The organism is Petrotoga sp. HWHPT.55.6.3 (assembly GCF_002895495.1).
In the GTDB taxonomy this organism is placed as follows: Bacteria; Thermotogota; Thermotogae; order Petrotogales; family Petrotogaceae; genus Petrotoga; species Petrotoga mobilis.
Genome location: NZ_AZRJ01000006.1, coordinates 19,758 through 33,543, shown reverse-complemented (window position 1 = coordinate 33,543; position 13,786 = coordinate 19,758). Strand labels below are relative to the sequence as shown.

14 protein-coding genes are annotated in these 13,786 nt (G+C 32.5%); 2 read left to right on the top strand and 12 right to left on the bottom strand.

Features of this window, described 5'->3' with window-relative positions; translation table 11 throughout:
- Position 1: 1 nt before the first annotated feature.
- From X926_RS01865 to X926_RS01855, 3 genes are all read right to left on the bottom strand, one after another.
- Positions 2-853, bottom strand: a complete 852-nt coding sequence (locus X926_RS01865) for a carbohydrate ABC transporter permease (protein WP_012207885.1) — start codon at positions 851-853, stop codon at positions 2-4.
- A 13-nt stretch (positions 854-866) separates the two neighbouring features.
- Positions 867-1,769 (bottom strand): carbohydrate ABC transporter permease, encoded by a 903-nt coding sequence (locus X926_RS01860; RefSeq protein WP_012207884.1) that lies wholly within the window; start codon positions 1,767-1,769, stop codon positions 867-869.
- A gap of 104 nt (positions 1,770-1,873) precedes the next feature.
- A complete protein-coding gene (locus X926_RS01855; protein ID WP_103064764.1) occupies positions 1,874-3,115 on the bottom strand; it encodes an ABC transporter substrate-binding protein in 1,242 nt (413 codons plus the stop codon).
- A 322-nt stretch (positions 3,116-3,437) separates the two neighbouring features.
- Between X926_RS01855 and X926_RS01850 the strand changes: the two genes are divergently transcribed.
- Both X926_RS01850 and X926_RS01845 read left to right on the top strand, forming a co-directional pair.
- The gene (locus X926_RS01850) at positions 3,438-3,968 is read left to right on the top strand and encodes a dihydrofolate reductase family protein (RefSeq protein WP_012207882.1); all 531 of its coding nucleotides are present in this window, start codon (positions 3,438-3,440) and stop codon (positions 3,966-3,968) included.
- An 83-nt stretch (positions 3,969-4,051) separates the two neighbouring features.
- Positions 4,052-4,975, top strand: coding sequence for a carbohydrate kinase family protein (locus X926_RS01845; RefSeq protein WP_103064763.1), 924 nt, complete (start codon positions 4,052-4,054; stop codon positions 4,973-4,975).
- Here X926_RS01845 and X926_RS01840 read toward each other — a convergent pair.
- Genes X926_RS01840 through X926_RS01800 form a run of 9 tightly spaced genes read right to left on the bottom strand, consistent with a single transcriptional unit; the run spans position 4,945 to position 13,784 of the window.
- Positions 4,945-5,586 carry a ComF family protein gene (locus X926_RS01840; RefSeq protein ID WP_103064762.1) on the bottom strand — a complete coding sequence of 214 codons (642 nt, stop codon included), beginning with the start codon at positions 5,584-5,586 and terminating at the stop codon, positions 4,945-4,947. The genes X926_RS01845 and X926_RS01840 overlap by 31 nt on opposite strands.
- Positions 5,573-6,841 (bottom strand): HEAT repeat domain-containing protein, encoded by a 1,269-nt coding sequence (locus tag X926_RS01835; protein ID WP_103064761.1) that lies wholly within the window; start codon positions 6,839-6,841, stop codon positions 5,573-5,575. Before X926_RS01835 ends, X926_RS01840 begins: the two co-directional genes overlap by 14 nt.
- Before the next feature lie 34 nt (positions 6,842-6,875).
- Positions 6,876-7,328, bottom strand: coding sequence for a type II secretion system protein (locus X926_RS01830; protein WP_103064760.1), 453 nt, complete (start codon positions 7,326-7,328; stop codon positions 6,876-6,878).
- A gap of 1 nt (position 7,329) precedes the next feature.
- On the bottom strand, positions 7,330-7,848 hold the full coding sequence (locus tag X926_RS01825; protein WP_103064759.1) for a hypothetical protein: 519 nt from the start codon (positions 7,846-7,848) through the stop codon (positions 7,330-7,332).
- A 2-nt stretch (positions 7,849-7,850) separates the two neighbouring features.
- Positions 7,851-8,477 (bottom strand): LptA/OstA family protein, encoded by a 627-nt coding sequence (locus tag X926_RS01820; protein ID WP_103064758.1) that lies wholly within the window; start codon positions 8,475-8,477, stop codon positions 7,851-7,853.
- Positions 8,474-9,247 carry a patatin-like phospholipase family protein gene (locus X926_RS01815; protein ID WP_103064757.1) on the bottom strand — a complete coding sequence of 258 codons (774 nt, stop codon included), beginning with the start codon at positions 9,245-9,247 and terminating at the stop codon, positions 8,474-8,476. The genes X926_RS01820 and X926_RS01815 overlap by 4 nt, the downstream gene beginning before the upstream one ends.
- Entirely contained in the window at positions 9,244-10,044 is an 801-nt protein-coding gene (locus tag X926_RS01810) for a patatin-like phospholipase family protein (protein WP_103064756.1), read from the bottom strand. Before X926_RS01810 ends, X926_RS01815 begins: the two co-directional genes overlap by 4 nt.
- 15 nt (positions 10,045-10,059) lie before the next feature.
- Complete coding sequence (locus tag X926_RS01805; RefSeq protein WP_103064755.1) at positions 10,060-12,120, bottom strand: hypothetical protein; 2,061 nt, start codon at positions 12,118-12,120, stop codon at positions 10,060-10,062.
- A gap of 2 nt (positions 12,121-12,122) precedes the next feature.
- The gene (locus X926_RS01800) at positions 12,123-13,784 is read right to left on the bottom strand and encodes a PEGA domain-containing protein (RefSeq protein WP_103064754.1); all 1,662 of its coding nucleotides are present in this window, start codon (positions 13,782-13,784) and stop codon (positions 12,123-12,125) included.
- Between the last annotated feature and the right edge of the window lie 2 nt (positions 13,785-13,786).

Sequence of the window (13,786 nt, the reverse complement as noted above, 5' to 3'; positions counted from 1 at the left end):
ATCATCCTTTTACGCTACCGGCCGTTAAACCTTGAACTATCCTGTTTTGGAACACTAAAACTAAAATAACTAAAGGCATCGTAACTATTACAGACGCTGCCATTAGTTGTCCCCAAGGAACTTCGTAGAAGGTTTTACCTGTAAACATAGCAATTGCCACAGGAACTGTGTATTTTTCAGGAGTTTGCATAAAAGTTAGAGCAAATAAGAACTCATTCCAAGCTTGAATAAAAGCTAACAAACCAGTCGTGACCAAACCTGGAGCGGAAAGAGGCAAAACAATTCTCCACAAAGTTTCAAATTTAGAACATCCGTCTATATAAGCAGATTCTTCTATCTCTTTGGGAAGCTCTCTGAAGAAATTTTGTAAAATCCACGTTGTTAAAGGCAAGTTCAATGCAATATATGGGATTATCAACCCAGCATAAGTGTTTATCAATCCTAAATTTCTGAGCAACTGAAAAAGACCACCCAATATAGAAACTTGAGGGAACATACTTACCGCAAGTATCAGTAACATCAAAGGTCCTTTCCCAGGAATCTTTAAACGAGCTATTGCGTACGCTGCAAAAGAACCAACGATTATTGAGAAAATAGTCGTAGCTCCAGCAACTATAATAGAATTTAATATATTTAATCCGAAAGGTCTCTCTGTGAAAACCTTTATATAGTTTTCAAAGGTAAAACCTTGAGGCCAGAGTGTAATGTTTTTTGTAAAAAGGTACTGATCGGCAGTAAAAGAACTTTTAATTGCCCAATAGAAAGGGAAAATGTAAAAGATAACCATCAATATAACCAGAATATATAAAATTGTACGTTGAGTATTTCTTTTTGCTCGCATTCCCCATCTCATATTTTTGCCCTCCTCAATCTAATTTAATGTTCAACGAGCGCATATAGATTATTGTAAATATACCAATTATCAAAAATATTACAACCGATAATGCAGAGCCATAACCAAACAAACCTCTTGGAGAGAAGATATTATCCATTAAAAGTGACCTATTGTAAACTGCGAGAGTTTCCGTTCCCACGGCTCCTTGTGTCATGATGTAAACAATATCGAAAACCCTCAAAGCGTCCAAAGTTCTGAAGATCAACGTTACACCAATCGTAGGCCTTAACACAGGTAAAGTGATAGAAGTGAATTGCTTCCATATAGTGGCGCCGTCAATTCTAGCTGCTTCGTATAACTCATTAGGTATGATTTGAAGTCCTGCAAGGAGTAAAAGAGCAACAAATGGAGTAGTTTTCCAGACATCAACGCCTATAATCGCAGCCATAGCCATACCTGGAGTTCCTAGAATGGGGGTACCTTCCTCAAGTATTCCTAGATTATATAGCATTAAACTTATTACACCATATTGATCATTATACATCCATTTCCACATTTGGGAAGAGACCGCTGTAGGTATTGCCCATGGTATTAAAACTGCTGCTCTTACCAAACCTCTCAATTTAAAATCCGCATTCAATATTAAAGCTGTTCCTAATCCCAAAAGGAATTCTATAAGTACAGAAAAAAAAGTGAAATAAATTGTATTCCACAAAGAACTCAAAAATCTTGGATCTTGAAACAAATTGACATAATTTTGAAATCCTACAAACTCTCTTTCAAATCCTGGTCTGAGAGACCATTTGAAGAAACTATCATAAAGAGTTTGTCCTAGAGGATAGAAGGCGGTAATACCGATAGCAATTAAAGTTGGAATAATGAGCCAAAAGGCAAGCCAGATATCGGATCTCTTATACGTACCTTTTACTTTCATTAACGCACCCCCTAATTATAGTCTACTATATTATACAGAAAGGCGGTAGACGGAGGAACTCCGTTTACCGCCCACCTATGAAAATTATATCAAATTCTTCTTTTTCATTCAACTATAGATTTGAGATTTTCTGCTAAGTTGTTTAGAGCATCTTCAGGTTCAGCTTGTTGCGTTAGAACTTCGTGAACAGCAACTTGTATCTCGTAAGAAATTTCAGCATATATTGGAGAAATTGGTCTTGGTTCAGCATTCAAGAAAACATCTAGAAGATCAGCATAGAAAGGATTTGCTTCAATAGTTCTTGGATCGTTGTATGCTTCGATCATAGTTGGTGTTTGACCTGAATAAACCGCTTTGTAAACTTGTTGTTCTTTACTAAGCAAGAATTTGATCAATTTTTTAGAAGCTTCTACCTCTGCAGCAGAAGAGTTTGCGTTTATACCAAGATTCCATCCACCCAAAGTAGCAGAATTTCTTCCATCTGGTTCGGGCCCTTTTGGAAGAACCGTTATACCAACTTTTCCAGCAACTGGTGACTCGGGAGCGTTAACTAAGGACCATGCGTATGGCCAGTTTCTCATAAAAACTGCGTCGCCATTTTGGAAAATTCTTCTAGCTTCTTCTTCCATGTAGGTAGTTACTCCCCTTGGACTTACGCCATCTTCTATTAATTTATCCATAAAGGTTATTGCTGCAACATTGTTATCGTAATATTCAGGATCATCAACGACAACTTCTCCATCTTTCATTATTTCTCCACCAAAACTATGGACGAATTCCATAACGTCACAAGTTAAACCTTCATACCTGGCTCCTTGCCATACAAAACCTTCGATTCCTTCTTTCTGGGATATATCTTTTGCAATTGTATAAAGTTCATCCCATGTTTCTGGAACATCGTAACCGTACTTTTCCAACAAATCTTTTCGGTAATAAAGAATACCTGCATCAGTAAACCAAGGAACTGCAACCAAACTGCCATCGACGGTATTTGAAGCAACGGTTCCAGGGAAAAATCCATCAAGTCCAAAATAATCATAGTCATCAGTCAAATCTACTAAGAATGGAGCAAATTCTGCTGGCCAGATAACGTCAAGCATTAATACATCTGGATCCGGTGTACCTGAAGCTAAGTAAGTAACGTAAAGATCGTGCCTATCCGTAGAGCTGTTGGGCATTGGAAGAACATTTACCGTTATGTCTGGGTTTTCTTTCATAAACATCTCAACTTGTTCATTGAGAACTTCTAATTCCCTTCCTACTGCACCCGCTGTCATTGTAATGGTAATAGAAAAGGCACTCAACACCATCGTCAATATAGCAAATAAAACAACTACTTTTTTCATACTACTGCCACCTCCTGATATGATATAATAAATTAAATAAACAAATTAATCATTAATTATTTTATCACATGTAACCTTCATCTCAAAAGGTAATTATATGAAATTAGAAGCTATTAGAACCAATTAAATCCAATTAAAGACGATTAGAGCCAAAAATCTTAGTTTTCCTCGAAAATGATAAATTCTGTTATAACTATTATTGAAAAAACAAAAATAATTTAACATTTCGAACTAATCTAGGTTGCTTAGGGGGCTAAGAAGTTTTGTAAATTCTAAAAAATATTAATTTTAAGAGAATTTAAGTTTGGGGAGGATTAATTTTATGAGAGTAAAGTTAATTATGGTTCAAAGTATCAATGGAAAAATCCGAATGTCAGATGATTCTCAGAGAAGTTGGTCCTCAGCAGAAGATAAGGAACATTTCTATAATATAACCAAAGATATTGGCATAATACTTATGGGGAGAAAAACATTTGAAGAGATAGGATCTCCTTTAAAAAATAGAATTAATATTGTGTTGACAGGAAATCCTGAAAAATATAAAGAAGTTGAGTTAAAATATGACAAATATCTCTACTTTACAGATAATCCTCCAGAGATATTGTTGGATAAACTAGAGAAGAAAGGATACCCTGAAGTTGCATTAATAGGTGGTTCTACGATAAACTCCTTGTTTTTAGAGAAAAATTTAATTGATGAAATCTTTCTAACTATCGAACCAGTAATTATTGAAGGTGATCTATCGATTTTCAAATACGTGAATGATAAATATAATTTCAAGCTGACTGATTTTAAAAAATTAAATGAAGATACTATTCTTTTGCATTACCTGAAAACTGACGATAAAAAATAGCTTATGCGAAATAAAAGAAGTTTTCAAAGATAAGGTGGAGAGTGGAGCGATAAGCTAAGATAAAAAAAGAAGGTGGATAGTGTATGGTTAATTTTGTCTCGTTTGGTGAGGTATTGATAGACTTCATCTCTAAAGATTATGTAAGAGGATTAAAAAATGCAACTTCCTTTGACAAATTTTTAGGAGGCTCCCCAAGTAATATAGCTGTTAATATCTCTAAACAGGGTTTTAAATCTGCTATAATCTCAAGGATAGGTAAGGATCCTTTTGGAGATTTTATTCTTGAACAATTAAATAATTATAATGTTGATGTACAGGGTATATTACAGGATGAACGATTTTCTACTGATATTGTTTATGTTTTAAAGTCTAAATCATCTCCAGAATTTTATCCCTTGAGATCAGCCTCTTTAAATTTAGATATTGCTGATTCATATTTTGATATTGTTAAAAAAGCAAATATCTTTCATTTTTCTTCTTGGTCGTTATCTTCTGATAATAACCTAAAAAATACACTCAAATTGTTAAAAGTTGCCAAAAAGAATAATGCTTTAATAGGATTTGACCCCAATTATCGAAAGATATTGTGGAAAACATCTCTAGAAATAGAAGATGTTCTAAAGTTGGTTATGCCTTACGTGGATTTTATCAAACCTTCTCAAGATGATTGTATGCATATTTTCAAAGAAAATAAGAATGAAGAAGAATACATAAATATTTTCCATGAATGGGGAGTAAAAAACATAATTCTTACAGTGGGGGAAAAGGGATTTGTATTTTCGGACGGTAAAAAAATTATTCATTTTGATTCTTATGCAAAAGAGGTAGTAGACACAACCGGAGCAGGGGATGCATTTTGGTCAGGTTTATACATAGGAACGATTATAGGTTTGGATGCTATAAAAGCTGCAAAGTTAGGGAATGCATTTTCAGCAGAAAAATTAAAATATGTTGGTGCAATCTGTGATATAAAAAACTATAAAGATTTATTAAAAGAATACCTATAAGCTTTTGCTACAGTGATGCCAACTAAAACATCACATTTCTTAATGAGTAGATTACCTACTTCGTTCATTGAAGCCCCTGTAGTGTACACATCATCTATAATAATAATGTTCTTTGGGGGATCCTGAATCAATTTTATCTTGTTTTTAACGTTTTCATTTCTCTTTTTATAATCCAATTGAACTTGTCTTTTAAGAGTTTTTGAGGAAAAGAGATTTATTAAGGGAAAGCCTAAGATGTCTGAAAAATGCTTAGCAATTAAGTGAGCAGGTACAAAGCCTTTTTCATGAACACTTGAGAAATTTGAAGGTACATATGACACAGTATAATTTAGTTCTGGAAATTTTAAATCTATAAAAAACTTTGCTAGCATATTCCCTAAGAGTTGGGCAATTTTGGGATGTGAATGGTATTTGAACTCTTTTATTAAGTTAGATAAAGGGTACTCGTATTTTCCATAATGATAAACCTTAAAAGCACCATCTGAAAGAGAAGGCGAATAAAGATTTTCTTTGCAATTGTCGCAAATGAGTTCTCCAAAGGCAATAGGTTTTTCACAAACAAGACAGCGAGGTTCAAAAATTGTGGTCATTATCTTTTTAAAAATTGACAACCATCTCCGCATTAAGACGTAGAAGAGCATTTAACGCCGCAAGTTTTAAATTACCGTTTTCGTAAGGGTCTTTAAGTATTTGATTTGGGATTTCCCAATAATCTTTGGCTTTAAAAAATTTCAGTAGATTGACGGCAGCTTTTCTTAAGGAAATTGGATACATTTTGTTGAGAGCGATTAATGATATCTCTTCCAAAAAATTATCTAATTTTAATTTTCTTATTATTTTTAATCCTTCCCTTATTCTTTTAGAGGATAATGAATTGAGAAAGTTCGGAACGTAATCTTTAAGCATATAGTCTTGAAAATAAATAAGATAATCACTCGCTCCAATGACTAAGTCATCATCTACTGCCGATAACAAGTCCCTACAAAATTCCACATACCCCATATCTTCCTTTTCAGTAGCTAACTTTAATCCAAACTTTACGACTTTTGCCTCTTCACTGTTTACCAATTTGTCGATCAACCAAGTAGGAACAGAATCAATTCCACAAACTTTCTTTGAGGTATTTGCAGTTAGTTGAAGAATGTGAATATCCTTTTCTTCTTGCACGATTTTTTCTATGAATTTATTTATAACTTCACATGGTAAACCTGAAAAGAATTTAATTATTATACCTTTAGTTTCATTGTTGCAATCAAAGTATGTTTCTTTTAGTGAATTAAAAAAAGTATAGGCATCGTCTCTTTCATAAAATCTTCTTAGCGCCATAACCTTAACGCTTTTATCTACTTGTTCGGATTTTAAGGTTTCAGAGATGTTTTCCAAAGCTGAAATCAATTGTTTTATCTTAACGTAGGGATCATTTTTCATTTTGCTAATAATTTTTTCTGAGTCTTCTGGGTAGAATTCCAAAAACGTGGATATGAGTTGATATCTAACAATTGGATCTGGATCTTCGGTAAACTCCAAAATAAATTCTATAGGTTTTATACCCATTTGAATGTAGCTGATGATTGCTTCTTTTCTGAGGTTTGCTGAAATGTCTTTCAAAGCTTCTTTTATATTATTCTCATCCAAAAGACCCATTTTATCTAAGTACCTATATGCAGAAAATCTGACATTTTTATCGGGATCTTTTAAGTATTCTTTAATCCTTGGGGCATCAATTTTTTGCTTTGTTAGTTCCTGAATAGCCTTGGATTTAAAAGAAGGATAAGGAGAATCCAACATATCAAAGTATATTTGAATGTTTTCTGACTTTATTCTTTCTTCTAAAATTTTATATGTTTCGATTATTTCATTTGCCATTGATTAATGTTTTCCTCCTAAGTCTCATCTTTATTTAGCGCTCCTTTGTAACACGGCCAGGGATGAAAAGTTTTAATTCATACTCATCATTCCATGTTACCTTTAAAAATTTTCCATCGTATGAAAAAGCAGTTATATTTTCTGAAATTAATGTAGATCCTTTATCCCACCCAGAGTCTTTGTAACGGTTGATCTTTTGTGCAAATCTATTGTAGGAAAAACCAACTGTTTCACCATCAGATGAATTTCCTAGGACGGTTGAAGAATCGGAATCGTAGGAGGTCACATTAGTCATCTCATTTTTTGCGATAACTATTACTTCCATAATTGCATTTGAAATAAGATTTATATTAACCATTTCCTCCAGTGAACTTTTTAAAATGTTGATTGTAGCGGAAAAAGTACCTATTACAATCAACATTGTTAAAGAAACAATAAAAATTTCAAATACACTCTCTATAAGTAGAAAACCTTGATTTTTATTCATTTCACAAAGGTTCTACTAAAAAGATTGAAAAGTGAATCCTTCCATTTACCACCCTTAACTCTAACTTTAAATCATCGACGAAATCAGCAGGTTTTGGAACTACATAACCCAATTTTATTGCAAAATAGTTCAAAAGATCCTCAGTAGCATTGAATGGGTATCCCACGTACAATTTTCCTAAAATGTTATTGAAGTTAAAATTAAAGCCTCCGTATGCAAATGTCCCTGGGAATTCTTCGCCGTATACCCATAATAAACCAACATCTAAAAAAGCGTTCGGGTTTATATCCAAAATTTTAGCAGAAATATCACTAATCATAGTTAGAGACAACGTTTTGTTTTCAAAAGTTGGGCTAAGATCAAAATCAAAATTGAAGGAATCAGATTCCAAACCACTCCTTAAAGCAAATTTGAAACCATCGGGATAATTCAGCAAAGAAAAACCCATCTCATAATATGTTTGCGAAAAGACGGAAATAAATAGAGAAGCTAAGAAAAAAACAACAAAAAATTTTTTCACAACTATTCCTCCTCATCTGCTACTTCCAAAATTAAATTAACCTGCTGGGCTTCTATATCGTTGGTCTGGGTATTGAATGTGGCATATGCTGATTTCATATCAATTTTTTCCACAGAATTGACTATATGTACATTTTCGGAAAGTGTGAGCAAGTTTTCTTTTTCAACAAAAACAAAGGATTTTGCGTTTATTATATAATCTCCTTTTTTAATCAAAACCATATTTTCAGATCTTCCCTCGTATCTTTTGTTATTGTTATCAATCTGAAGTTCGTCAGAATTTATCTCGATCTCTGATTCTTCCAAAAAAATCTTAGCTAAAACATTCCCTGAAAGTTTTCCTTTTTCAGTCTGAAGGTCAAAGTTCATAGAAGAGGATGTGGCTTCAAACGTGTCGGCAGTTATATAAACCTTGTCGGTGTTTACTTCTCGCCACTCGTCGTTAACGAGTGTAATGGTAGCAAAATCCGTTGAAATAGAGAGATCTTCTTTCTGTATAAGGACATTATTTTTCAGTATGTATCTACTTTCTTCACCTTTTACTTCATCTGCTCTTACATTTATTTGTGCAGAATAAATGATTATGTTTAATAATATGAGCATTAAAAAAAATGCAGTAAAACGTTTCATACTTTTGCCTCCAAAAAATTATTAGCATGATTTTGACCATCAAAAAAAGCGGACATATTAAAATAATCTTTCAACTGTTTTTGCGGTTCGATAGTATTAAAACCTTCACTCAATAAACGATAATTTTTTAACGTTCTAGAATAGGAGGTTTTTAAAAGAATTTCGACGGTATTTTTTGGATCTGGATAAGTTAAAGCGGGATCAAATGATATAATAACTGCATCTTTAGGAAATTTTTGAGGAATAAACGATAAATATGAGGTTGGAATAAAAAATCCACCTTGATATTCATAATAACTGTAATAAGGCGGGAACGCTAATTCCATCATTAACATATCAACGATTTTTGTTTCATTTTTCAGTATAATTACTTCTTTATTTTTTAGCTCGAAGACTTCGAAACTTACGTTTTTCCGAAGTGAAGAAAGTGTTTGGTTACCAAAATAACCTTCCAAAAATTTTTTTAAATTATCAGGGTTGTAAAGCGACATTTTCCCTCTTCCCAATCTTATCAATGCTGTTGTTTGGGCGTATCTACTGTTGTATAATTCTGTATTAGTTATTACTTCGCGTAAAGGATTATTTTTTTCGTATATGAAATCTTTTAAACGTCCGAAAAAATTTACTCCGTACAATGCATAAAATAATCCTCTTAAACTTCCTAGACTAGAAGTATATAGATTTAAGGCGTTTTCTTTTTTTGCTATAGACTCTAAAACGCCAGATTCCCAATAAAATCCTTCAAAAAAGCCACCCATTACTAAGTTCAAAGTTCTTCCCTCGCTTTATTTTGTATGGATTTTAAAAAATTTTTAGCATCTTGGTATATTTCGTTAAAATAAGAAAATCCTTCCCAAGAATACTCTATTGGGAATGTATAAACCTCTTCGGCTATATTTATTTCATAGTTAACCATCAGATCATTTTTAAAATCTTCAATGGAAATAATATAATCTAATCCGTCGTTAAACTTAAAATCATTCTTAACCTCACCATTTAAATTACTTGCTATTACATAATCTGCTCCTAGTTTTTTAGTTAATTTTACTGGAACAGGAGTTAAAACGCCTCCATCCAACAGGCTCATGCCCCCTAACCTTAAAGGAGGGAAAACGCCGGGAACACTTGAGGAAGCCATAACAGCATCGATTATGTACCCTTCTGTGATCTCCACTTCTTCACCGCTTTCTAAATCATATGAAACGATTCCTAATTTTATCTTACAATCGGAAAAACGTTTACGTCCATACAACTGCTTGTAAATATCGTAAACGAAATCACTTTTTAAAAAACTTTTACCTGCAACCATTTTAGGGAAATTAGTAATTCTGTTGTTTAGAGTTCTAAACTGTGAATCAATTGTCTTTTTCTTTTTAAGTGTCAAGTCTTTGAATATTTTAAACAGGTCCACATCAGGATTTAAGGCAAAAAGGGCACCTACTAATGCACCTACGCTCGATCCTGTTACTACTTCGATCTTTACTGTTCTTTCTTTCAGTTCATCTATTAAGGCAACGTGAGCGGCTCCTCTAGCGCCACCACTCCCTAAAGCTATTCCGTAAACCATGGTTCCCTCCCGCAATTATTGGAATAATAAAACAATTCCTGCACCAACCAAAACCCCCACAAGTCCTATAATTATTGATGAAATATAAGTTTGATTAGGTTTTTCAATCTGTTGTACAGAACTTTCTAAATTATTAATTTTTTCTACTGTCTCATCAGTTTTTTGTGAAAGCATGGCAATACTTTCATCGTGAAGAAAAACGGTTTTTTCAAGGTTAGAAATTCTTGATTCAACACTTGAAAGTTCATCTTCGATATTTTTCAATTCTTTTTCGAGGGAAACTAACTCCGTTGCTAACTGCTGAGATAGTTCTGCCTTGAGATCGTTTTTTAACATCATAGGATCATTCAAATATTCAGACTCACTTTTAATTTCATAGTATTTTTCAAGTAAAGAATTATAAGAATTTTTAAGTTCTTCTATCTCAGAAGAAGTTATTTGAAAATTGTTCAAAGTATTTTCAATATTGTATAATCTATTCTCTACTTGTATTAAGTCGTTTTGTAATTGCCCATTTGTTCTGTTCAAATCTTGATAGTTATCATTCAAATAATCTACTGTTTCAGCTATTTTTGTAATATCACCTATTTGTGATAATGTATCTTTATTTAAATTAGTCAAAGTTGCTAAAGACGATATTTGAGCATTTAACGCTTCTGTTTGTTCTTTTAAAGTTTGAATATCACCGTTATTTTTTTCTAATGCCAAATAAAGTTCATTCAAATTATCATTAAATTCTTCAAACATCGTAGCATATACAGTCAGCTCACCAATTTGATCATAATAAGCACCAATAGTTCTTTCTAAACTTGAAACTCTTTCTTGAAGATTTTTGATATCAATAGTATACTGAGGAGCAACCATCTCTGATGACGTTGGCGTAAGCTTTGATAATTCAAAAATTATGTTATCCAATTTTTTGTTCTGAATTATTATTTGCCCAGAAAGAGTGTTATATTTATTTTGCAAATCTAATATTTTAGAGTTGTAGTAGGCATGCCTTGCATCGAAAGTTTCTATGTAAGATTGGTTAGAAGACACTTGATCAAATAATACAGTTAGATCGTTTGAGAGATTATTAGTTTTTACTTTCAACCCTTCGATATCGGCTCTTATTCCCAACAATAGTTCATCGTTTAGTGTTTCTGATGAAATACTTGTTGAAACATTTGAGAGGATGAAGTTCAACTTGGCTTCGTTTTCATTAATCTTTTTACTCAGTTCATTATAACTGTTTTCATATGGAAGTATCTCACTTTCTATCCTTAAAATTCTTTGATCAAGATTATTCAGTGTAGCAGACAATGTGTCGTTATATAGATAAACTTCATTTTTAGCGATGTTTGTCAAAGATGTTCTCAATCCGTCTATTTCGAGATTTAACAACATGTCTATATAATTTTTTAGTTCTTCTCTATTTTCTTGTGTAGAAGTTAGCAATACAGATTCCAAACTTTCAATAGTTTGATCGTATTTGGTGTTTAAGTTCTTTACCTCTTGTTCAAAATTGTGAAGTTGTTCTTGAAAAATTGTTAAAGATGCCATTGAAGAGTCAGCAATCATTTGAACTTCATCTTGTGCAGTTTTTTTTGCAATATCAATTGCTCCTTGAGAAATCTCTTGGAAGATAATATTGTCTTCGTTAATTGGTTGACTGGGATCAATTACTTTTAAAATATCCGATACATTTTTCCCCAAATTTTGGATAGTAGAGTCCAAATAAGATAATCGGTCATCGTGGGCAAAAACGGTACTTTCTAAATTGTACAGTCTTATTTCAGTATTTAAATTTTCGAGCTTAAGTAATCTATTACTTATTTCTTGTAGATCTTGACCATAAAGTCCATCTACATAATCGAGCATGTTTGAACCAAATTCGGCCAAATCATATCTTAAAACTTGTTGAGAACCCCTGAACCGGCCTTGATTGTCCAGATACATGATTCCTGATTCAACCATTCTCACCACTTGAGGATATATTGGCGAGGATGGTTGTAAATCTGATATGTTGGTTTGGGATAACAAACTCAATGAAATAAAAGTAAAAAGTAAAAATAGAACTATTTTTTTTGCCATCGTTATAACCCTCCAAAAAGTTTATCTAGATCAACGTACATAGGTTCGTTTACAAAAAGAACTACAGATACGCCTCCATTTGAAAACAGAGTTGGACCTGACGGTAAAAAGAAAGTTTTCTGAGAGTTGGTATATTCTTCACCATTGATAGTATACTTCTCCCCTGTAAAATTGACCTTTACAGGTACAGGAGAGTCAAATTCAAAATGTACGAAACTTTTTTCGCCTGGGTTTATGGTTACTTTTTGTTGTTTTATTTCGTTAAACTTTCTAACCTCTACCATATAGACTCCAGATTTAAGAGGGTAACCAAACCGATCATTATAATTCAAATATTGACCGTCAATGTAGATAAGGGGATCTTTAACGTTAGTAGTAATAAAAATATTACCAAAATCACTACTCGTATAAATATCTACACTTTCAGATGGTTCCAACAGAACACTGTACGTTCTATTTAGTGTCCTTACGTTAACAAACTGAGGATTGTTTAACATATTGTAAAGAAAGAATGCAGGAGTCTTTTGAGTTTTTCCTAAAAAGCTCACATTCGTATTGGACATAGCATAAACATTTACTGTGCTAAGTTTATTTAGATCTATACTTTCCATTTTGTCATAAAAATCTCTATAAATAGGAAATTCTAAACTTTTTGTTCCGGATACAATTCTAACAAAATGTGGTGAATCATCCAAAATAATCGAATCAATTCCTTTCCCTACGTATTTACCATCGATATTGAATTCATAATTTTCAGAATTTAGAAAATTTATTGTATTTAAAAATGGATTCAATTCAACATAATATCTGTTCAAGCCGTTTTGGGTTAATTCAATCAGCATTTCTTTAGATTCGTATCCTAATTTAGATAATGTTAAATTATATGTGCCAGTAGGGAATAAACCATTCATTGGTGTACTTCCTACATATTCACCATCCAAAAATACCCCCACATCTTTTGGTTCGCTATCAACAAAGAGTTCTATTCCTTTTTCTAAATCAATTAAGATTCTATCATCTTGAGGCAAATTTTTTATTGTTTTAACTAAATAACCTTCTTTTTCCAACAAAATTATATCGAAATTATCTCTTTTTACGGTAATAGGAGTTGTTCCAATTAACTTTCCATCTACAAAAACGTTTGCTTGGTTAGGATTTGATTCAATCAATATTTCATTAGAAGGAATTAGAGAGACCCTTAAATTTTTCTTATCAAATGGTTTCAACTCAAGGTTTAGTTCTTTTGCAAAAAATCCATCTTTTTCTATAATTATTTTTTCTAAGTTATAAGGGATATCAACTTCATTAGATGTGGATAAGGCTATATTGTAATCTTGATTTAAAAAGGTGTATTTTATATTGGCAGAATCAACGTTGATATCAAAAATAAGTTTGGCTAAAGGAACTTGTTCAGCTGTAATTTGGGATTCACTTCCTAAAAGCTCTATACGGGCAATAAAATCGCTGTATCCCAGTTTTTTTACATGGAGATAACCATCCGTATCATTAGGTACTTCGATTGTAAAAGGTGTTTCTGTAACAGTTCCCATAAATTGAGAATCAAAATAAACTTCACTACCAGGTAATGCTATTAGATTTATTGTGTAAGAAAAAAGAAATGTTGTAAAGATTAATACGAGAAACACTAAAAACCTTCTATACACTG

Excerpts from the sequence above, each read along its gene's own strand:
- X926_RS01865 (WP_012207885.1), bottom strand. The coding sequence starts at position 853 with ATGAGATGGGGAATGCGAGCAAAAAGAAATACTCAACGTACAATTTTA.
- X926_RS01860 (WP_012207884.1), bottom strand. The coding sequence starts at position 1,769 with ATGAAAGTAAAAGGTACGTATAAGAGATCCGATATCTGGCTTGCCTTT.
- X926_RS01855 (WP_103064764.1), bottom strand. The coding sequence starts at position 3,115 with ATGAAAAAAGTAGTTGTTTTATTTGCTATATTGACGATGGTGTTGAGT.
- X926_RS01850 (WP_012207882.1), top strand. The coding sequence starts at position 3,438 with ATGAGAGTAAAGTTAATTATGGTTCAAAGTATCAATGGAAAAATCCGA.
- X926_RS01845 (WP_103064763.1), top strand. The coding sequence starts at position 4,052 with ATGGTTAATTTTGTCTCGTTTGGTGAGGTATTGATAGACTTCATCTCT.
- X926_RS01835 (WP_103064761.1), bottom strand. The coding sequence starts at position 6,841 with ATGGCAAATGAAATAATCGAAACATATAAAATTTTAGAAGAAAGAATA.
- X926_RS01830 (WP_103064760.1), bottom strand. The coding sequence starts at position 7,328 with ATGAATAAAAATCAAGGTTTTCTACTTATAGAGAGTGTATTTGAAATT.
- X926_RS01820 (WP_103064758.1), bottom strand. The coding sequence starts at position 8,477 with ATGAAACGTTTTACTGCATTTTTTTTAATGCTCATATTATTAAACATA.
- X926_RS01810 (WP_103064756.1), bottom strand. The coding sequence starts at position 10,044 with ATGGTTTACGGAATAGCTTTAGGGAGTGGTGGCGCTAGAGGAGCCGCT.
- X926_RS01805 (WP_103064755.1), bottom strand. The coding sequence starts at position 12,120 with ATGGCAAAAAAAATAGTTCTATTTTTACTTTTTACTTTTATTTCATTG.